The 20,550-nt window shown below is 52.7% G+C and carries 17 protein-coding genes and 1 pseudogene; 14 read left to right on the forward strand and 4 right to left on the reverse strand.

Annotated elements, in window-relative coordinates; genetic code table 11:
* The first annotated feature begins 2 nt into the window (after positions 1-2).
* Positions 3-2,333 (forward strand): ATP-binding protein, encoded by a 2,331-nt coding sequence (locus NT140_09965; protein ID MCX5832192.1) that lies wholly within the window; start codon positions 3-5, stop codon positions 2,331-2,333.
* Positions 2,334-2,405: 72 nt separating this feature from the next.
* Here NT140_09965 and NT140_09970 read toward each other — a convergent pair.
* Both NT140_09970 and NT140_09975 read right to left on the reverse strand, forming a co-directional pair.
* Positions 2,406-2,816, reverse strand: a pseudogene (locus NT140_09970) (response regulator).
* Between the two features lie 49 nt (positions 2,817-2,865).
* Positions 2,866-3,969, reverse strand: coding sequence for a response regulator (locus NT140_09975; protein ID MCX5832193.1), 1,104 nt, complete (start codon positions 3,967-3,969; stop codon positions 2,866-2,868).
* A 519-nt stretch (positions 3,970-4,488) separates the two neighbouring features.
* Here NT140_09975 and NT140_09980 point away from each other — a divergent pair.
* From NT140_09980 to NT140_10010, 7 genes are all read left to right on the forward strand, one after another.
* Complete coding sequence (locus NT140_09980) at positions 4,489-5,643, forward strand: aminotransferase class I/II-fold pyridoxal phosphate-dependent enzyme (GenBank protein ID MCX5832194.1); 1,155 nt, start codon at positions 4,489-4,491, stop codon at positions 5,641-5,643.
* 14 nt (positions 5,644-5,657) lie between these two features.
* Entirely contained in the window at positions 5,658-7,304 is a 1,647-nt protein-coding gene (locus NT140_09985; GenBank protein MCX5832195.1) for an AMP-binding protein, read from the forward strand.
* A gap of 72 nt (positions 7,305-7,376) precedes the next feature.
* Positions 7,377-8,411, forward strand: coding sequence for a uroporphyrinogen decarboxylase (gene hemE / locus NT140_09990; protein ID MCX5832196.1), 1,035 nt, complete (start codon positions 7,377-7,379; stop codon positions 8,409-8,411).
* A complete protein-coding gene (locus NT140_09995) occupies positions 8,408-8,890 on the forward strand; it encodes a ferrochelatase (protein MCX5832197.1) in 483 nt (160 codons plus the stop codon). The genes hemE and NT140_09995 overlap by 4 nt, the downstream gene beginning before the upstream one ends.
* The gene (locus NT140_10000; protein MCX5832198.1) at positions 8,803-9,129 is read left to right on the forward strand and encodes a ferrochelatase; all 327 of its coding nucleotides are present in this window, start codon (positions 8,803-8,805) and stop codon (positions 9,127-9,129) included. Before NT140_09995 ends, NT140_10000 begins: the two co-directional genes overlap by 88 nt.
* 85 nt (positions 9,130-9,214) lie before the next feature.
* Entirely contained in the window at positions 9,215-10,609 is a 1,395-nt protein-coding gene (hemG, locus tag NT140_10005) for a protoporphyrinogen oxidase (protein MCX5832199.1), read from the forward strand.
* A gap of 7 nt (positions 10,610-10,616) precedes the next feature.
* Entirely contained in the window at positions 10,617-11,597 is a 981-nt protein-coding gene (locus tag NT140_10010; GenBank protein MCX5832200.1) for a D-alanyl-D-alanine carboxypeptidase, read from the forward strand.
* 4 nt (positions 11,598-11,601) lie between these two features.
* Here the strand turns inward: NT140_10010 and NT140_10015 are convergent, their stop codons facing one another.
* Positions 11,602-12,498, reverse strand: coding sequence for a radical SAM protein (locus tag NT140_10015; GenBank protein ID MCX5832201.1), 897 nt, complete (start codon positions 12,496-12,498; stop codon positions 11,602-11,604).
* A gap of 12 nt (positions 12,499-12,510) precedes the next feature.
* Positions 12,511-12,768 carry a PQ-loop domain-containing transporter gene (locus NT140_10020; protein ID MCX5832202.1) on the reverse strand — a complete coding sequence of 86 codons (258 nt, stop codon included), beginning with the start codon at positions 12,766-12,768 and terminating at the stop codon, positions 12,511-12,513.
* Positions 12,769-13,262: 494 nt separating this feature from the next.
* On the opposite strand from NT140_10020, the gene NT140_10025 reads away from it, so the two are divergent.
* From NT140_10025 to NT140_10050, 6 genes are all read left to right on the forward strand, one after another.
* A complete protein-coding gene (locus NT140_10025; GenBank protein MCX5832203.1) occupies positions 13,263-16,670 on the forward strand; it encodes a DUF748 domain-containing protein in 3,408 nt (1,135 codons plus the stop codon).
* 20 nt (positions 16,671-16,690) lie between these two features.
* Positions 16,691-17,377: an aquaporin Z gene (gene aqpZ / locus NT140_10030; protein ID MCX5832204.1), complete on the forward strand. Its 687-nt coding sequence runs from the start codon at positions 16,691-16,693 to the stop codon at positions 17,375-17,377.
* Between the two features lie 38 nt (positions 17,378-17,415).
* Positions 17,416-17,853 carry a large conductance mechanosensitive channel protein MscL gene (mscL, locus tag NT140_10035; GenBank protein MCX5832205.1) on the forward strand — a complete coding sequence of 146 codons (438 nt, stop codon included), beginning with the start codon at positions 17,416-17,418 and terminating at the stop codon, positions 17,851-17,853.
* Between the two features lie 66 nt (positions 17,854-17,919).
* Positions 17,920-18,360 carry a hypothetical protein gene (locus NT140_10040; GenBank protein ID MCX5832206.1) on the forward strand — a complete coding sequence of 147 codons (441 nt, stop codon included), beginning with the start codon at positions 17,920-17,922 and terminating at the stop codon, positions 18,358-18,360.
* A 112-nt stretch (positions 18,361-18,472) separates the two neighbouring features.
* A complete protein-coding gene (locus NT140_10045; GenBank protein ID MCX5832207.1) occupies positions 18,473-18,934 on the forward strand; it encodes a DUF2780 domain-containing protein in 462 nt (153 codons plus the stop codon).
* Positions 18,935-19,004: 70 nt separating this feature from the next.
* Positions 19,005-20,390, forward strand: a complete 1,386-nt coding sequence (locus NT140_10050) for an OmpA family protein (protein ID MCX5832208.1) — start codon at positions 19,005-19,007, stop codon at positions 20,388-20,390.
* Positions 20,391-20,550: the final 160 nt, after the last annotated feature.

The following is a 20,550-nucleotide window of genomic DNA, read 5'->3' on the forward strand; positions in this document are numbered from 1 at the left end:
AAATGATCCAGGTCAACGAGAGCGATATAGACAAGATTACGGAAGTATTTTTCTTGCTCCTCAAGGGAAAGAAGCCGGCGCCGATTACACTACCCGATGATCATCCCGACAATGAAATCCGGCAGGCTGTGGATTATATCAATAAATTCATTGCCGAATACACCGCCATGACCGACTTTGTCTATCATCTGGGGCGCGGAGATCTCAATCTTGATCCGCCGCGGGGAACCATGATTATTGGCCAATCGCTCAAGGCGCTGCATGCCAGCCTGCGCAATCTCACCTGGATTACCAAGCAGGTTGCCGCGGGAGACTTCAGCCATCAAGTCAGCTTTATGGGTGAATTTTCAACGGCCTTCAACAGCATGACCGAGCAGTTGCAAACCTCATTTCAGGAACGCAACAAATCATTGGAAGACCTCCATAATCAAATCGGGGAGTTGGGCAAGGCCCGCAAGGCCATGCTGAACATCCTGGAGGATCTTGATGAAGCCCGGCAGGAAGCCGACGGGGCCGCCAAGGCCAAGGCGGATTTTCTGGCGAACATGAGCCATGAAATCCGCACACCCATGAATGCCATCATCGGCTTTTCCGGTTTGGCCATGAAAACGGGCCTGGACCAGAAGCAACGCGACTATGTCCAGAAGATTCAGCAATCGGGCAAGCATCTGCTCGGCATCATCAACGATATCCTGGATTTCTCGAAGATCGAGGCGGGCAAGCTGGCGGTCGAACATACGGATTTTGAGCTGGAGAAGGTGCTGGATAACGTCTCCAATCTCATTTCCGAGAAGACCTCCTCGAAGGGACTTGAGCTTGTGTTTCGCACGGCGCAAGGAACCCCCGGTTATCTCGTGGGCGATCCGCTGCGGCTCGGGCAGATCCTGGTCAATTATGCCAACAATGCCGTCAAGTTTACCGATCAGGGCGAAATAGTAATTTCCGTCAATGTGATTGAAGAAACCGACCAGGACGGACTTTTCCGTTTTGCCGTGCGGGATACGGGCATTGGACTCACGGAGGAGCAGATCGGCAAACTGTTCCAGTCCTTCTCACAGGCCGACACTTCGACCTCGCGGAAGTACGGCGGCACGGGTCTGGGGCTGGCCATCTCCAAAAAACTTGCCACCCTCATGGGCGGGGACGTCGGCGTGGAAAGCGAATACGGCAAGGGCAGCACCTTCTGGTTCACGGCCCGCCTGGGCAAGGGCGTTGCCAAAGAGGGGCAGGAAAATGAGGCGCAGCAGGCAGCCCAGCTAATGGAAAATCTCAACAAGATCAAGGGTTCTTTGATCCTCCTGGCCGAAGACAACGAGTTCAACCAGCAGATCGCTACGGAACTTTTGACCGATGCGGGTTTTAAGGTCGAGGTGGCCGAAAATGGCCAGAGAGTCATCGAGATGCTGGAAAAACGTCTCTATGACATCGTGCTCATGGATATGCAGATGCCTGTAATGGACGGCGTTACGGCCACTAAGGGAATCCGTAAGGATGAACGCTTCAAGGATCTGCCTATTTTGGCTATGACGGCGAATGTCATGGAAGCGGATGTGGAGAAATGCCGGGAGGCGGGCATGCAGGACCATATCGGCAAGCCGATCGATCCCGATGAACTGTTCGGCAAATTATTGAAGTGGGTGAAGCCGCGCCAGAGCGAAGAGGTTCAGGAAACCGCGGCAACGCCGCCTGCGGAAGCAACAAAGGACGAGCCAAAACCGGCTCAGCAGGATGACGTCCCCGACATTCCGGGTCTGGATACGTCGCTTGGCCTAAAACGGGTCATGGGCAAGAAGAAATTTTACCTGGACATGCTGAAAAAGTATATCGAAAACCAGGGTCAGGCCCCGGCACAGATCCGCCAGAGCCTGGATTCCGATGATTACGCAACGGCAGAGCGGCAGGCCCATACAGCCAAGGGGGTAAGCGGCAACATCGGCGCCACGGAGCTGCAGGGCATGGCGGCTGCTCTGGAGAAGGCCATCCGGGAGAAATCACCGCGCGAGGAGATCGGGGCGCTGCTGGCAACTTTCGGAGCCGCCCATGGCAAGCTCATTGCGAGCCTGACTGGGGCTTTCCCTGCGGCTGTGGCTCCGGAAGAGTTGGTCGAGGTGGATGAGGCAAAGGCGGTGGCGGTTTACGAAAAAATGCGGGAGCTCCTTGCCAACGATGACAGCGAGGCGGTAGACTATCTGGAGACGGAAAAAACTGTTCTGCGTTACATACTGGGAGCAGAGCAATTTCAGCCCTTCGAGCACGCCGTCAAGCAGTACGGCTTTGCGCAAGCCCTGGAACTGTTAACGCAGTCGCCAACGGGGCAGAAACTTCCGGTCTGAGCAGCCGATCTGGCCGATTGAGCGAAGAACAGTTGCTTGTTATAAAAGGTTAGCGTCTTCCAACTTTGCTTTCATATAGTCTGTCGCTCGTTTCAGGCGCAGATGAGTCGCGATGCGGGCCAGCAGAACGGGGGTACGGATCGGTTTGGTGATGTAGTCCGCGGCGCCGAGTTCAAATCCTTTTGCCTCGTCTATAACGGCAGTCATTGCCGTGAGAAAAATGACCGGTATATCGGATGTTTGGGAATCGCTCTTGAGCTGGCGGCATACCTCGTAACCGTCCATCCCAGGCATCATAACGTCCAGCAGAATAAGATCCGGAGGATTGGCGGAAAAGGCAATATGCAGCGCATCCTTTCCGTTGGTGGCAACCTTGACCTGGTAGAGCTCTTTGAGAACCCCGCTTATTAAGGCAAGGTTGTCGGGAGTGTCATCTACAGCCAGAATCACCTGTTTTTCCGGTTGATCATTTGCTTCTACCATATTACCTCCTCAATAATTCATGTAAACTCTGGGCTGGTTGCGTTTTAACTCATTCGGTACTTACCGCGAAAACTTCAACGGGCTCGGCAATGTTCTTAAACGTCATGAAACCTTTAGAAGTAAAGGTTGCCGTCAGGAATTCGTCATCCACTTGCAGGGCCAAGGCATGGCGCTTCATCTGTTCCTGGGATGCCTGGATGGTCAAGATTTCCCCGCCCGCAGCGGCACTGCACAAGCGAGAGGCAAGATTGACCAGATGACCGAGCGCGGTATACTCCATCCGGTTTGCTGTGCCGATATTGCCCACCACGACTTCCCCGGTGGCCACCCCGATGCCGATGGCTCCCACCGGTTGGTTGGCCGCTTGCCTGCTTTCCATCCAGGCCTGATGAATTTTCTGCATCGAGGCTGCCGCGCTGAGGGCTTGCCAGGCATGGGTTTCATTGCGCAAGGGCGCGCCGAAGATAGCCATCAGGCCGTCGCCGAGAAACTTGTCCACCATGCCATCCATTTCTTCCACGTATTTTACCATGTTACTGAGGAAGGAATTCACTGTTTCCTGGACTTCTTCGGGCGAAAGCCGGTTCCCCAGCGCCGTGAAACCGCGCACGTCCACGAAGAGGATACTTACCTCCCGCTTGTCCATTTTCAGAAATTCATCTATCGGTGTTTCCTTGAGCTGATCAATGACCTTCGACGAAACATAGCGGGAAAAAGCATTCTCCAGAAATTTATTTTTCTCCTGCAAATATGCCCTGGCGCTCTGCAGCATAAGGTGGTTCTTTACCCGCGCCAGCACGATGGGGGGGCTGATCGGCTTGGTGATATAGTCTACCGCGCCCAGTTCCAATCCCATTTGCTCATCCTCGACCTCGGCCTTCGCCGTCAGGAAAATAACGGGGATGTCACTGGTGGTGCTGTTTTCCTTGAGACGACGGCATACCTCATATCCATCAATCCCCGGCATCATGACATCGAGCAGAATCAGATCAGGAGGTTCAGTGGACATGGCAATCTGTAAGGCCTTTTCGCCATTCAGGGCAACTTTCGTTTTGTAGAGCTCCTTGAGCAACGAACCCATCAATGCCAGATTATCCGGTGCGTCATCGACGATCAGAATGGTTTGCTTTTTTTGCTCAACAGTGGCTGCCATAAATCATCCAATCATTGTAGAGACCAACAGTTGCATCTTACAGCGCCTATGGATAGGGTACCATAAAATACCATGCTTTCACGAGGACACAGCATAGTGGAAAATATCCAGACTGTCAAGAAAAGTTGGCTGGCCGAATTGCCTCAAATAAAATGTTACCCAAGGAGGGGTTAAAAAGGGATCGAAAAGCAGGGGGTGCGTTATCCAGACCTTCCTGCCGACATTTTTCCCGCGAGATGTTGCTGGTATTCATAGTAACGCACCAGCTGCTCTCCCCAGTTCGGAATGTGCGAACACATCTCTACGCCGCCAGCTTTTTGGCATCACGAACTGAGGAAAGTATCTCTTGAAATGGCTGTTGAAATGGTATACACCTCCCAAAGGTCCATTTTAAGAGATATTATCACCGGAACTCAGCCGAAAGCGCTGATTCCTGTAGAACCTTTCCGTCTGGATCCTTCCTGCGCCGTACAGCCATCCAGATTTAGGTTTGAACTCCTTATTTGTGATATCAATAATATGACACTAAACTTAAGTGATCGTCATCAATGGATTCTCCAGTCCGAGATTCGTAACATGTCAATTGAATGTGCCCGGATGGGCGGCATTAACCTTTCGCAGGGGGTCTGTGATACTGAGGTGCCGCTTGAGGTCCGTCGCGGCGCTCAGGAAGCGATTGACGCCGGTTTCAATATTTATACGCGCTACGATGGCCTCGATGAGCTGCGGGCCGCCATTGCCGCGAAGCAGGAAAGATTCACCGGTCTTGCCATGAATCCGGAAAGCGAGATTGTCGTCAGCGCCGGGGCAACCGGGGCGTTGTACTGTACCTGTCTCTCGCTCCTGAACCCCGGTGACGAGGTCATCCTGTTTGAACCTTATTATGGCTATCATATCAACACTCTTATAGCGACGCAGGCCGTGCCTGTATATGTCCGCATGTCGGCCCCCGACTGGTCCTTTTCCCGCGACGATCTTGACTGCGTAAAAACACCCCGCACCCGGGCCATGATTGTCAATACGCCGGCCAATCCATCGGGTAAAGTATTTACACGCCACGAAATGGAAACAATTGCCGCTTTTGCCATCGCTAATGATTTATTTGTTTTTACTGATGAAATATATGAGCATTTTTTATACGACGGCAATCAGCATATCGCTTTGGCGACGCTGCCGGGGATGAAGGAACGGACGATTACGATTTCCGGCCTGTCGAAGACCTTCAGCATCACGGGGTGGCGCATTGGCTATTGTTTGTGCGAGGCCCGCTGGGCACAGACGATCGGCTACTTCAATGATCTTGTTTATGTCTGTGCACCCGCGCCATTGCAGATGGGAGTGGCCAAGGGTCTCATAAATCTTGGTCCGGAATATTATGAAGGACTGTTGACGGCCTACCTTAACAAGCGCAACAAGATTTGCAGCGCTCTGGCCCAGGCGGACATGCGGCCCTATATCCCCCAGGGCGCCTACTATGTCCTGGCCGACATGGCAGCTGTTCCCGGCAGCTCGGGCAAGGAAAAGGCCATGAATCTGCTCAGCAAAACCGGTGTCGCCTGTGTCCCCGGCGGAGCTTTTTATCACGATGACGGCGGAGAAAACCTGGCCAGATTCTGTTTCGCCAAGGAGGACCACATCCTCGATGAGGCCTGCGAAAGGCTGACAGGGCATTGAAATAGGAGGCGGTGATGGCAACGTTGCTCAGAACAACCATCGGTGATTTTTTTGATGATGTGGCCGCACGCTTCCCGACCCGGGAGGCGTTGATTGATCATCCCCGAGGGCGTAGATATTCCTATCAGGAATTGTTGACCATCGTGAACCAGTTGGCGAAGGGATTCCTGAAACTCGGTATCCGCAAAGGAGAACACCTGGCCCTCTGGACGCCCAACCTCTCCGAAGCGATCATCACCGAGTTTGCCGCAGCGAAGATCGGCGCGGTCCTGATGACCCTCGATACGAATGCCCAGCCCCAGCAGCTTGGCTATCAGCTCCGGCAGTCCGATTCCCGGACCCTCATCATGTCCGAAGGAATAAACGGTGCGGAACATATTGAGATGATCCGTCAGCTCTGCCCGGAGGTTGGATCTTCGGCGCCGGGGCATCTGGATTGTCAAGCCCTGCCGGAATTGAGACGCCTCATGGTGATTTCGGATCGGACCCAGCCGGGCATGCTGACCTGGCAAGGGGTCATGGAGGCCGGCCGGGACGTACCCGATTTGCCGCTGTCGGAACGACAAAGCTCCTGCCACGCGGATGATGTCGCCACGCTGCTCTACACCTCCGGAACGACCGGGGCGCCCAAAGGGGTGATGTCGTCCCACTTCGGGATCATTAACACCACGCTGGCCAGCGCGGAGAATCAGAAATTGACGGAAAGGGATCGGCTCTGTCTCTCCGTCCCCCTGTCCCACATGTTCGGCTGCATCTGCGTCGTTCTGGCGGCAATGATCAAAGGGGCCGCCATAGTCATCCCGTCGCAGACCTTTGCTCCGAAGCAGGTCCTGGAGGCGATCGCCGCGGAACGCTGCACCACGATTTATGGATCGCCCGGCGCCTTCATCGCTATGATGGAGGAGCCGGATTACGGGAAGTTCAATCTCCAATCGCTGAGAACCGGCATCATGGGGGGCGCCCAATGTCCGCTCGAAGTGATGAAGCGGGTCGCCGGGGAGATGGGGGCAAGGGAGATCGTCATCGGTTACGGCCAGACGGAGGCCTCTTCCTGGATCACGATGACCAGACCGGAAGATCCGTTGGAATTGCGCGTCTCCACGGTCGGAAGAGCCCTTCCTAACGTGGAGGTGAAACTGATAGATCCGCAGAGCGGCCGGGAAGTTGCCACCGGCGCCGTCGGCGAGATTTGCGCCCGGGGATACAATATGAAGGGCTACTACAAGATGCCCGCCGCCACCGCCAATGCCATTGATTCCGAAGGGTGGCTTCACACGGGAGACTTGGGAACCATGGACGCGGAGGGCTACGTGCGAACAACCGGCCGGATGAAGGATGTGATCGTTCGCGGCGGCGATACAATCTATCCCACCGAGATTGAAGAGATCCTCTTTTGCCACCCCCATATCTCGAACGTTCAGATATTTGGAGTTCCCAGTCAGTCCCTGGGTGAGGAGGTGGCGGCATGGATCAAACTCGAAGAGGGAGCCACAGCCACGGAGGAAGAAATGCTTCAATACTGCCGTGCGAAACTGCCCGCTTCCTGCCTGCCGGGCTACATCAAATTTGTTAAAGAATTCCCCATGACCCTGCTGGGCAAGGTCCAGAAGTTCCGCATGAGGGAGATGGCGATCAAGGAATACGGGCTGAGACAGGACTGATAAATTTCCTGTCTTTTTTGAGCCGTTTAGTTTATACGACTCCGTCAATTTATTCCAAGGAAAATATCTTTTATGTCACGAGCTGACAGATATCTGAAGGCATGCCGGCAGGAGAGCGTAGACTGTACGCCGGTGTGGATAATGAGACAGGCCGGCCGATACTTGGAAGAGTATCGTGCGGTGCGAGCCAGGCACAGTTTTATCGAGGTCTGCAAGACGCCGGAATTGGTCGTGGAAATAACAATGCAGCCAGTCGGGCGCTTTGAACTTGATGCCGCCATAATCTTTGCCGATATCCTGCTGCCCCTGGAAAAAATGGGGATCGATTTCGAATTCACCAAAGACGACGGCCCGCAGATAAACAATCCTGTCCGGTCTCATGCCGAGGTTGCCAAGATGCGGGCCATCAATCCCATAGAAGAAATGTCATACCTGATGGACGCCATCCGGATGGTGAAGCGCGAACTCAACGGCCTCGAGCCGCTGATTGGTTTTTCCGGCGCACCTTTTACGCTGGCGAGCTATATCACCGAGGGGAGCAGCTCCCGTAACTACGTCTTTACCAAGACGATGATGTACTCGGAACCTGATACATGGCATCTGCTCATGGAAAAGCTCACGGACATGGTGATCGTCTATCTGAACGACCAGATCAAGGCCGGCGTCCAGGCCGTCCAGATTTTTGACAGTTGGGTGGGGTGTCTTTCTCCGGCTGATTACCGGGAATTCGTCCTGCCCTATCAGAAGCGGCTTTTTGCCTCCCTGGACAAGTCCGTGCCGCACATCCATTTCGCCTTCGGCGCTTCGCACCTGCTCACGATGGTCCAGGAAGCCGGCGGTGACGTGATTGGGCTGGATTGGCGCATGGATATTGATGCGGCCTGGCAGGCGCTGCACCATGAACCCGGTGTGCAGGGAAACCTGGACCCGGTGGCACTTTATGGCTCCCGGGATTACATTAAACGGCGGGTGCAGGATATCACCGCCAGGGCCGACAATCGCAACGGCCACATCTTCAACCTCGGGCACGGCATCCTGCCTACCGCACCCACGGACAACGTGAAATACATGATTGATCTTGTCCACGAGTTGAGCGCCCGAAAATGACGACGGGCATAATCATGGTAACTCTCGGTGGGCCGCGCTCTCAGATGGAGATCCCGGAGTTCATCAGACGTTTTATCGGCCGGGACCTCCCCGCGCCGGCGATGAAGGCCGTTATCGAACGCTACGAGCTTATCGGCGGGTTTTCTCCCCTGACCAGCATCACCGCGGAACAGGCGCAGAAATTGAATGCAATGCTGGGTAATGACTATCTTTGCCTGCCCGCCTTTCGCTATTCCCCGCCCTTCATAGAGGATGTCATGGAGAGCGTGACGGCAGCCGGCGCGGCGCGGATTCTTTTTTTACTCCTTTCACCTTTTTACGCGAGCGTCACCACAGGCAATTACATAAACACGGCGCCGGCGAGCCGTACCAGCAGCAAATCGAAGCAACGGTGGCCACCGTCGTTGCACAAGCCGGTATCACCAATCATGCCCTCGGCTGGCAGAGCATTCCGAATAACGTCCCGGAAGCCTGGATAACCCCAACGGTGGAAGAACAGATTGACGCCATCGCTAAAGCCGGTTTTACGAGCATTATCCAGATCCCGATCGGGTTTACAGCCGATCACATTGAGACGCTCTACGATATTGACATCACGCACCGGCAGTACGCGCTGGCCAGGGGTCTTTCCTTTCGGCGCCTGTCTTCTCTCAATGCCGGTGATACATTTGTGCAAGCCTTGCAAGAGATAGTGCACAGGTCTGTAAATCTCCCCTAACCCCTCTTTGTCAAAGAGGGGAATCAATGGATACTCCCCCTTTAGCAAAGGGGGATTGAGGGGGATTTGAGGTTAGGGATTATAGATGAACAGGATTGCTATCATCGGCGGCGGAATTTCCGCCCTGGCCTGTGCCGTAAATTTGAAGGAGCAGGGATTAGACTTCACGCTCTTTGAAAAGGAAAACTATGCCGGCGGCAAGCTTTACACGGAAAAATTCGGCGATCTGACGATAGAAGGCGGACCGGACAGTTATCTTCCCGAAAAATTCTGGTCCGTGCAACTTATTAAAAAAGTTGGCCTGGCCGCGAAGATGCTCTGTTCCAACGACGAGTCCAAGGGTACCTTCATCTATTCCGGGGGGCGACTCCACGCCCTGCCCGAGGGCGTCATGCTCATGGTGCCGACAATGATCATGCCGCTTGCCAAGTCCAGCCTTATCTCTTGGCCGGGCAAAATAAGGATGGGGATGGAGTTGTTTGTCCCACCCCGCACAGATATGAAAGACGAAAGCCTGGCAGAGTTCGTGACGCGACGTCTGGGCAGGGAATGCCTGGAAAAAATAGCCGAACCGCTGGTAGCCGGCATCCACACCTCCAATCCCGACAATATGAGCGTACATGCCGCTTTTCCGCGTTTCGTAGATATGGAGAGCAAGTCCGGCAGCCTGATCAAGGGCATGATCGCGGTCATGAAAAAGATGCCGCCGCAAAACCCGGCCGGGTCAACATCCACTCCCAAGATGACGTACTTCATGTCGCTGCAGGAAGGCATGCAGTCATTGGCAGACGCATGCATGTCCTATATTGGCGCCGAACGGGTCAAGACGGGAATGCCCGTGGTATCGGTTGCAAGGCATGCTCAAGCCTACCGCCTGGTATTCGATGATGCCTCCACGGCTGATTTTGATGCGGTCGTACTGGCCACACCATCCTACATTACGAGTGATATCCTGAAATTGGCGGATGAAAAGCTGTGTGCCATGCTGGCGGCAATCGAGTGGTCGGCATCGGCTACGGTTTCCATCGCTTTCCGGAAAGAAGATATGAAAAAGCCCCTGCCCGGCTTCGGATTCATAGTCCCCCGCGTGGAGAACCGAAGGATTAACGCCTGCACCTGGAGTTCCGTGAAATGGTCGCACCGGGCGCCCGCCGATACCGTTCTCATCAGATGTTTTGTAGGCGGCGGACATCACGAAGAACTCGTCGTCTGCGACGACAACGAACTGCTCGGCATAATTCGGGAAGAATTAGCCGTAATGATCGGCATCAAGGCGGAACCGTCATTCTTCAAGGTTTACAGGTGGTTCAAGGGGATGCCCAAATATACCGTCGGCCACCTGGGACGTATTGCGGCCATTGACGAAAAACTCAAGGAGTATCCGGGGCTATTTCTGATTGGCTGCAGCTACCGCGGGATCGGGATGGGGGACTGCGTGAAAAGCGGTTTTGACGCCGCCGCAGCCATTGGTGTGGGGTGAAAGCGATATGACCGTATCTATCTTCTCATGTTGGGAATCTCCTAAAAAGGTTAGGTCTTTCCGTATTTGTCTAATAACGCTGGTTCTTGTTCTAATATTTACCGCCACTGCATCCGCCGCAACGAGAAAACACTCCGTACGCAAAGCCCATAAGCATCGCGCCAGGCCGCCCGTTTCATCAGTAATTTCCCGCGACCCTTACATCGGCGCCATTGTCGTAAACGCCGACACGGGCCGGGTAATTTTTGAAGACAAGGCTGATGCCGTTGGTTATCCGGCCAGTGTTGTAAAGCTTATCAATATGCTGATTATCCTGGAAAAGGCTCAGCAGGGGGCCATCAGGTTCTCCGACACTGTTACGGTTACCGCCCAATCCGTTAACGTGGGCGGATCACAGGCAAACCTGCGTAATAAAGAAGCCTTCTCCGTAGATGATTTACTTTATGCACTAATGATTAAATCGGCAAACGATGCGGCCACGGCGCTGGCCATTCACGTTGCCGGTTCCAAGGTAGCCTTTATAGATTTGATGAACAAAAAAGCAAAGGAACTGGGTATGACCTCAACTCAATTCAATTCTGTCAATGGTCTTCCTCCTTCGCTGGGAACAAGACCTCCGGATAAAGCTACGGCGCGCGATCTTGCCGTGCTCGCCCGGGCAGTGCTTAAGTATCCTGATACCTTGCGTTATACTTCAAGGAGATTCTATGCCTTCCGCAAGGGCGAATTCGATATGAATAATCATAATCACTTGCTGGGGGTGGTAGCAGGATGCGACGGATTGAAGACGGGATACTTCGCAAGAGCAGGTTTTTCGATCGTCGCCACGGCTCAGCAAAACAACATACGCCTGATTGCCGTAGTGCTGGGAAGCCGGTATCGGCAAACACGCGATCGTCAAGCCAGGGCGCTCTTGGCCGAATGTTTCCAGTCTTTAGCTCGCCCATCCGCCTCGGCACTGGCCAATAGCATCACCAGGCAGAACTAATTCCTCACAACGCCCGCATCCACTCTGGTTTAAGCCCAATCTCTCCACGCAAGGCAGCGTCAATCAAATCCAGGGCTTTCTTTTTCCCGCTCGGCAGCTTGGCCTTGATGGGCAGGTAATTGGAGGCATGATTGGAGAAAAAATATCCCCGCGTCAGGTTGGTACAGGCGATCATTTCCCGTAATTCTCTGAGCAGGCCCAGTTCGTCCGGCAAGACAAATTTACCCTGTACGTAATCCTGATAAAGTGGCGTGCCCGGAATGAGCATGACCGTTAAAGCCCCGACAAAATTCGGGTCCATGGCGCTCAAAAGCTCGCCCGTCGCCCTGGCGTGCTGGAGCGACTTTTCGCGGCCACCGATTCCTAAAAGAACGGTAACCGAAAGCTCTATGTCTGCCTCTTTCACCCGGCGCCCCATCTCTATGCACGTCTCGGCAGTGGAACCTTTGTGAATCGCTTTTCTGATCTCATCATCTCCGGTTTCGACCCCATAGAAAAGGATGCCCAGATTATTCCGGCGCAATTGAATTAAATCTTCCAAGGATTTCCTCTTGACGCCTTTGACACTGGCATAGGCCCCTACCCTCTTCACCCTGGGCAAATGTTCTTTAATGCGTTCCAGAATCCACATCAGCCGCTGCTGGGGAATAATCAGGGCATCACCATCCATCAAAAAGAGACGATCCTGATCCTGCATATATTTGGCCGCAAAAAGGATATCACCCAGTATAGTCTCATCATCCTTGATCCGGAAACGCTTGTCATGGTAGGAGCCGCAAAAGGTACACTTGTTATGCGAGCAACCGAGAGTTACCTGCAGCAGGATGCTGTCCGCCTCGCTGGGCGGCCTGATGCAAGCCCCTTCATAGTGCATGCCTTCATTTGCATTAAACCAGCTCATTATTATTCCTCCTCACTTGCCCCACTTCAATTTGGCATAGAGCATGCCAATACCTAAAACCAGGGACACGCTGTTCCATAAAATGACGGAAAGCAGGCCCAGCCAGATGCCGTAGGACAGCCAGAAGGCAATGCCGATGACAAACAGCACGCTGAAGGTAAGGCTGATCTCATGGGCGCTCCGAAGCTTGAACAGCCGCCAAACCTGCGGAAACAAGCCTACGGTAGTCAACAATCCACCGATAAATCCGATCCATTCCCGCCAGTCCAAATATCTCTCCCCGATTTTCTCTATTTACTCCGCTTGACCATCATAGAACTTATCCTTGCTGACAGCAGGCTGGGATGCCATTGATTTAACAAGGTCATGCGTAAAAGCTGCTTCGGTGCATCTACTGTTACCTTATAAATAACGCACTATCAATAATTTTCTTCCCCAGCTACCGCTACCCCCCGTCCAAAATCATTCCCTGGCACACAAATTCGATGCCCGGAAAATTTTATAAAAAATTGGGAAATATGTCCTTTCTTTTTCGATGGCTTTTGTGTATAAGGAGACGAAGGTTGCAGTTTTCGGAGGGAGGTTTTTGTGATGAGCAGGGTTGATGCTATCTTTCTGAAAGCATTAGAAGCGCATCCCCCGGCAGGATGCAAGATTTCAATGCGTAATGGTTATCTTTACTTGGGACACAATTACTCTGGGATGAATACATCCAGGCAGAACACTCCATAAACTGGGAACCGACTCAATAATAGAGGCAAGGTATGTGGCGACGTGCAATCAGGATTGTATTGAGCCTGCCGTTCCTTATTGTAACAGGATTGTTCTCTATCTATCTGGTGTTCGGCTTTTTTCTGATCAACCCGCTGGCTCAAAAGCTATTGCCCTGGGTGGCCGAAACAAAACTTGCCAGCAGGTTGAGCGTGCAGCAAGTTAAATTCAATCCTATCACACTTGAAACTACCGTGGATGGCTTGAAACTGACCGAGCCAAACGGTAAGTTCCTCGCCGGTTTTGAGCAGCTCTACCTCAACATCGGTGTCACGGGACTGCTCCGCTTGGCTTGGCGTATTCAGGATATTCAAATCAAGAGCCCGCGTGCGCTGTTGGCGGTGCAACCTGATGGCAAGTTCAATTGGGCTGCGCTGATCACCAATCTGAATAAAGACAAAAAGCCACCGTCGGGGACCGTGGCAAGAGTGCTGATCGATCACATCAAAATTGACGACGGTAAGGTCGAGTACACCGACGCCAACCGTGCAGGCCGTCCGTTCAAAGCTGTGTTGCAGCCGCTCGGGATTGAGTTCGATGGCTTGTCCACGTTGCCCGGCGATCACGGCAATTACAGAATTGTTGCCAAATTGCCTGAGCAGGGCGCTAAGCTTAAATTGAAGGGTGATATAGGGTTGAACCCGCTATCGACCAAGGGCGAAATCGCTCTGGATGGCATGCGGCTGGCCGATTTGCAGTATTTGTTCAAGAATCCGCGCAAATTCGAACTTTTGTCCGGCACGCTGACTGCGGATTTACGTTACCGCTTCGCCATGGTACACAACAAGACGGGAGCGGACGCGCCTTCGGTGCAGGTCAACGATGCAAATCTCAGCTTAAAGAATTTCGTACTGGCTCCGCGCCGTGGTGGTTCGCCTGTGCTCGAACTTACCGAGTTGCAGATCGGCAATGCGAACATAGATCTGGCGCAGTGCCGTGTCGAAGTAGCGACCGTGAACCTGATTGGTGGCAAACTGGCGGCAACCCGCAATGTTAAGGGCACTCTGGATTGGCAAACGATGTTTGCCGCAGACAAGGAGAAAACAGCGCCGACATCCTTTGTACAATCTCCGCCTGAAGCAAGCGCACCAGCGCAGCCCTGGAAAATCGCAGTACATGCAATCAAGCTGGCTGACTGGGCGGCGCGCTTTACCGACCAGGGGTTTGCCAAACCGCTCATCGTGAGCGCAAATGGCCTTGGGATGACCGCAGCGCTGACGGGTGAAGTTGGTGACAAGCAGGCAATCGAAGTCAGCCCGGTAAATGTATCCCTGGGGCTGGTACGGGTTATGTCGGGTGAGCAGAAAGTGGCTGCGCTGCAAAGCGCCGCACTGGTCAACGCGAAACTGAAGTTGGCGGAAAACCGGCTCGTTATCGACGCAGTGGAATTGCACGACATAAGCACCGCGGTGATGCTGGACAAGAACAAAATCCTCAACTGGGCCGAGATAATGAAAGCTGCCCCGGACGTTCCAACACCAGCGCCGCAAAAGCACGCAACGGTCAAGTCAGCCGCCGCGGACAAACCCGGCATGGCTGTCGAGCTTGCACGCTTCAGTCTGGACGGTCTCGAAATCAGAATCGTTGATCAGTCGACCAACGCACCGGTCAAACTCGATGTCGCCAAGGGCTTTGTGACGATGAACAACCTGAGTCTCGATACGAACAAACCCGTGCCGATAGAAGCCGGTTTTAGCCTCAAACAAGGTGGAAATTTCAAAGCCCACGGCAATATCACCCCGGGCAATGCGTCGGGCAAACTCGACCTAACGCTCGTCGGTCTGTCGTTGAAACCCTTTACGTCTTATGTCAACCAGTTTGCCAAGCTCAATCTGCATTCGGGTGCGGCTTCTACACGCGGCAAGCTCATGTTTGTGCGAGCCGAAACGGGGATGAAAGTGGATTTTGGCGGTGGCTTTGCGGTAGACGACCTTGCCCTCACCAAAGAAGTATCAGGAGATCTTTTTTTCGGGTGGGAAAGGCTGTCCTCGGACAGCCTGGAGTTAAAACTGAGTCCAAATCGCCTGCACATGAACGAGTTGGTGGCGTCACATCCATTCAGTAAGGTCATTATTTTTGAAGACAAGGATATGAACCTGAAGCGTATTTTGCGTAATTCAGAGACGGAGGGCGCTAAAACGGCAAAGGCAGAAATACCTGCGAAGACAGAGACACGCGAAGAAACTGCTGTCTTCCCGTTTGCTATAGAGCGTCTGCGTATAGTCAGTGCCAACGTCGCGTTTGCCGACCTCTCGCTGAAGCCACAGTTCGGCACGCTGATGCACGACCTCACCGGTGTGGTCACAGGCCTTTCCAATGATCCGGCGACGATGGCGTTGGTGGAACTTGACGGCAAGGTGGACGAATTTGGCTCAGCCCGCATTCGTGGCTCGGTCCAGCCATTCAGGGCGACCGATTTCACTGACTTGAAGCTCACCTTCCGAAATCTTGAAATGGCCAACATGACTCCGTACTCGGGGAAATTTGCCGGGCGGAGAGTCGAATCCGGCAAGCTTGCGGTCGATCTCGAATACAAGGTCAAGCAGCGCCAGTTGGCTGGCGATAACAAGATCGTGATCAACAAACTCAAACTCGGCGAGCGGGTCGACAGCCCGGAGGCGATAAACATACCGCTCGACCTGGCGATTGCGCTATTGGAAGATAGCGAAGGCATCATCGACCTGGATTTGCCAGTTTCGGGAAACCTCGATGACCCGCAGTTCAGCTACGGTAAGGTTATCTGGAAAGCTATCGTCAACGTGCTGACCAAACTCGTAACATCACCCTTCCGCGCGCTCGGCAGTTTGATGGGAATCAGTTCCGACAAGCTTGAAGCGGTGGAATTCGACTTCGGTGCAGCGACTCTATTGCCGCCCGAACAGGAGAAACTCAAGGAAATCGGCAAGACGCTCCTCAAACGGCCTGCGCTCACGCTGTCCATTGCCCCCGCCTATGCCTTGAAGAAGGATACCCGCGCGATCCAGGAATTTAGGATCCGACGCGATGTCGCACGAAGCATGGAGTTGAATGTCGAGCCTGATCACGACCCGGGGCCGGTCGACACCGCCAATCCTCGTGCGCAAAAAGCTCTGGAGACTTTATATGGTGATCGTTTTGACAACCAGGGCGGGTTGAAGGTGATCAAGTCCGAATACGAAAAACCCAAAGATAGCGTGAAGACGATTCATGCCGACATGCTGGAACGCCTGACCTTGCAGATTCCCGTAACAAACGTCGAATTGAAACAGCTGGCGCAGTCGCGCGGCAAAGCGGTGCAGCAGGCACTGATAACACTGGGTAAGATGGATACAGCCAAAATCAGCGTGGGCGAGCCTGTGAATAAAGACGATGACGGGAAGGTCGTAGTATGCAAGATAAGCCTGAGTACAGGCAACCACTAATTTCAGAAAGGAGATACGAAATGAAGCAGTACGGCGCAGAATTCTTTGGAACATTTTGGTTGGTTCTTGGCGGCTGTGGTAGTGCAGTTTTGGCAGCCGCATTTCCTGGGGTTGGTATTGGATTGCTGGGCGTTTCCCTTGCGTTCGGTCTAACAGTTTTAACCATGGCCTACGCGATCGGACACATATCCGGCTGCCATCTCAACCCAGCTGTGTCCATTGGGCTTTGGGCTGGCGGGCGCTTTCCTGCTGACAAGCTCCTGCCGTACATCATTGCACAAGTCCTCGGAGGCATTGTGGCCGGTGGTGTTCTCTACCTTATTGCCTCTGGCAAGGCCGGATTCATGGTATCAGCTGGTTTTGCGTCAAATGGATATGGTATCCATTCGCCTGGTGGTTTCTCGTTGCTATCGGCGTTGGTTACCGAGATTGTCATGACCATGATGTTTCTTCTGATCATCCTCGGTGCTACGGACAAACGGGCACCGCAAGGGTTCGCCCCGATAGCCATCGGCCTCGGACTTACATTGATTCACCTAATCAGCATCCCGGTCACTAACACATCGGTTAACCCTGCCCGCAGTACCGCCGTCGCTTTGTTTGTTGGCGATTGGGCCATTATGCAGCTTTGGCTGTTCTGGGTCGCTCCGATCATTGGTGCTGTGTTAGGTGCCCTCGTTTATCGTTTCATCGGTGATAGTGAGTAGTAATCCTGTCAAACAACACGTAGTAGAGGAGGTGAGGTATGATCAAAGAATTTAAAGAGTTCATTATGAAGGGAAATGTGCTTGACATGGCGGTGGGCATCATCATTGGTGCAGCCTTTGGCAAGGTTGTCACATCTTTTGTAAGCGATGTACTGATGCCCCCCATAGGCCTTCTGCTCGGAAAGGTTGATTTCAGTAACCTATTCATCAACCTATCAGGTAAATCATTTGAATCGCTGGCTGATGCAAAAAAAGCCGGAGCTGCAACACTCAACTATGGGCTCTTTCTTAACACAACGATTGACTTTCTTATTGTAGGTTTTGCCATATTCATCATGGTTAGGCAGGTCAATCGCATGAAACGCCAGGAGGTAGCTCCCGCACCTACAAACCGAGAGTGTCCGTTCTGCTATACTGCGATCCCGATTAAGGCCACCCGCTGCCCATATTGCACATCGGAACTTGCTTCCCGGTAACTTTGCCTGTGCCGGGATGGGTGAGAGGAACTGACATCAATAAAGACAGACAGAAAGGAGTATTTCATGAAACGGTTGATATTTGCACTAGTAATATCTATGGTCATAGGTAACATCCCGGCATTTGCATCGGATGTTGGCGTATCCATTAGCATTGGGCAACCGGGCTTCTATGGTCGCATTGACTTAGGGAACGCTCCCCAACCACAATTAATCTTGCCGCAACCGGTTATTATACAGCCTGTGCCACAGGGTAGGGCTGTCCAGCCAATTTATCTGCGTGTACCTCCTGATCACCAGAAGAACTGGAGCAGACACTGCCGCGATTACAATGCCTGCGGTCAGCCGGTATATTTTGTCAAGGATAAGTGGTACAATGACGTATATTCTCCCCATTACAATAAACAACATGGCAAACGGGGAGGCGACAGCCGTGACGATAGTCGCGGCAGAGGACACGACAAAGGCAACGATAGAGGCCGGCATCAAGGTCGCGATAGGGATTAATGTTTATCAAACGATATTTCCTTAATAGCAAGTATTGTTACCTTGATAATTGCGATATTTGTTCCTCAAAACAATGATTAAGTGTATTTTGCTAAGAGATAAGGAGGCAATAATGAAAAGAGCATATTTCATAATGAGTCTTACTCTACTGATGGGGATAATTATTAACAGCAACTCATTAGTCAGGGCGGCAGATTCGGGGTTAGTCCAGTTAATCACTAAAGACCTTGGGGTAACGGAAAAACAGGCAACAGGAGGAACTGGGGCCATATTCAATCTTGCCAAACATAATTTGGGTGCTGATGATTTTACGCAGGTAGCCAAGGCTGTTCCTGGCATAGACAAAATGATGGCGGCAGCGCCCAAACCGGAAGGAGTGGCGGGGATGCTCGGAGGTGCCTCATTAGGGGGAAGTACTCCATCAGTGGGCGGAGTTGCGAGCCTGGCCGGAAGTTTCTCGAAACTGGGAATGAAGGCAGGTATGGTGAATGCGTTCATGCCCATTGTCCTTAACTATGTAAAGTCCAAGGGAGGGGAACCGCTCATGCTAATCCTGCAAAGCGCTTTGAAGTAAGGCAGGTCACATCAAAGCAAGTTTACTTTCAGATTTTCAACAATTTTTTTAGATAAGAAAGGATGAAACAATGAAAAAGACAGTTTGGTTATTTTTTATGGTTATTATGGTTCTTATTCTGGCTTCGTCTGCATACGCCGACAATAAGGCCAAGGCATTCTCCTTCAGTCCCTTTGTTGGAGGCTATATGTTCGAGGGCAACGAGAATCTGAATAACAAGCCGATTGCCGGTCTCCGTTTGGGCTACGATTTCACCAAGAATTGGGGGGTGGAGGGGCTTTTTGAATATCTGAAAACGGAATACGATATCCCCGCTTTAACCTCCAAGACAAATGTTTTTGGCTATCGCCTGGAAGCTCTTTATAACTTCATGCCGGAAAGCCGGTGGGTACCATACCTGGCCGTGGGCGCAGGAGGCAGAAGCCTCGGTTATGATCATGAGCTGGTGAATAACAGGAACCAAGTTGCCCTTGATTACGGGGCCGGGCTGAAATATTTCCTCTACAGTGATGTGGCCCTTCGCGGGGATGTGCGGCACATCATTGCACTGAATGACAGGTTTAACAACCTGGAATACACCCTGGGTGCAACCGTTTACTTTGGTGGTTCCAAGCAGGCGGCGGCGCCGGTCGTTGTTGATTCGGATAACGACGGCGTATCCGACAATTACGATAAATGCCCCGGTACGCCGATAGGCGTCAAAGTTGATCAGGACGGTTGTCCTCTGGATACCGACAAGGACGGCGTTACCGACAATCTGGACAAGTGTCCCGGCACGCCGGAAGGTGTGAAGGTGGATCAGGACGGTTGTCCACTGGATTCCGATAAGGACGGTGTTGCCGACTATCTCGATAAGTGCCCCGGTACGCCGATAGGCGTCAAGGTTGATCAGGACGGTTGTCCGCTGGACTCCGATAAGGATGGAGTGCCCGACTATCTCGACAAGTGCCCCGGTACACCGATGGGTGTCAAGGTAGATGAGAATGGTTGCCCACCCGTGGAACAGCTTCAGGAAGTTCGAGCGGAGGCTCCGGCTGCTGCTGCCGTAGTGGAGACGAAGGAAGCAGTGGCCGCGGCTGCAGTTGCCAAGGAAATATTCGAGAAAGGCCGGGCGACCATCAATGTCGAGTTTGATACCAATAAGGCAGATATCAAGCCCGCCTTTGATAAAGAGATTCAGAAATTTGCCGATGTCATGAAAAATTACCCCGATCTCAAAGTGGTGATTGAGGGGCATACGGACAATGTCGGCGGCAAAGTTCCTAATGAGAAGCTTTCCGCGAAACGGGCCAACAGCGTGAAAGACTATTTGACGAAGAAATTTGGCATAGCAGAATCACGCTTGACGGCCAAAGGCTACGGTATGTCCAAGCCGCTTGACAGCAATAAGACGAAAGCGGGCAGGCAGAAAAACCGCCGGGTTGAAGCGGCAGTTGATTATACAATCAAGAAATAAACGGATCGTGGGCCTCTCGTCCATAGGGATGGGGGGCCCACTCTTGCGTTATTAACTTTTCATCTATTTAGTTTCTCGAGCTTTTCCTGCTCAGTCTTACATTTGATGCAAAGAGTGGTGGCAGGTCTGTAAGTCATAGCCGATGTGCCCATCACATTGG

It is taken from the genome of Deltaproteobacteria bacterium (genome assembly GCA_026388415.1).
Classification (GTDB): domain Bacteria; phylum Desulfobacterota; class Syntrophia; order Syntrophales; family JACQWR01; genus JAPLJV01.

Coding starts and splice junctions, on each gene's coding strand:
- NT140_10010 (MCX5832200.1), top strand. CDS start 10,617: ATGACCGTATCTATCTTCTCATGTTGGGAATCTCCTAAAAAGGTTAGG.
- NT140_09985 (MCX5832195.1), top strand. CDS start 5,658: ATGGCAACGTTGCTCAGAACAACCATCGGTGATTTTTTTGATGATGTG.
- NT140_09975 (MCX5832193.1), bottom strand. CDS start 3,969: ATGGCAGCCACTGTTGAGCAAAAAAAGCAAACCATTCTGATCGTCGAT.
- NT140_10025 (MCX5832203.1), top strand. CDS start 13,263: ATGTGGCGACGTGCAATCAGGATTGTATTGAGCCTGCCGTTCCTTATT.
- hemG (MCX5832199.1), top strand. CDS start 9,215: ATGAACAGGATTGCTATCATCGGCGGCGGAATTTCCGCCCTGGCCTGT.
- NT140_10040 (MCX5832206.1), top strand. CDS start 17,920: ATGAAACGGTTGATATTTGCACTAGTAATATCTATGGTCATAGGTAAC.
- NT140_10050 (MCX5832208.1), top strand. CDS start 19,005: ATGAAAAAGACAGTTTGGTTATTTTTTATGGTTATTATGGTTCTTATT.
- NT140_10045 (MCX5832207.1), top strand. CDS start 18,473: ATGAAAAGAGCATATTTCATAATGAGTCTTACTCTACTGATGGGGATA.
- mscL (MCX5832205.1), top strand. CDS start 17,416: ATGATCAAAGAATTTAAAGAGTTCATTATGAAGGGAAATGTGCTTGAC.
- NT140_09965 (MCX5832192.1), top strand. CDS start 3: ATGATCCAGGTCAACGAGAGCGATATAGACAAGATTACGGAAGTATTT.
- hemE (MCX5832196.1), top strand. CDS start 7,377: ATGTCACGAGCTGACAGATATCTGAAGGCATGCCGGCAGGAGAGCGTA.
- aqpZ (MCX5832204.1), top strand. CDS start 16,691: ATGAAGCAGTACGGCGCAGAATTCTTTGGAACATTTTGGTTGGTTCTT.
- NT140_09980 (MCX5832194.1), top strand. CDS start 4,489: ATGACACTAAACTTAAGTGATCGTCATCAATGGATTCTCCAGTCCGAG.
- NT140_09995 (MCX5832197.1), top strand. CDS start 8,408: ATGACGACGGGCATAATCATGGTAACTCTCGGTGGGCCGCGCTCTCAG.
- NT140_10015 (MCX5832201.1), bottom strand. CDS start 12,498: ATGAGCTGGTTTAATGCAAATGAAGGCATGCACTATGAAGGGGCTTGC.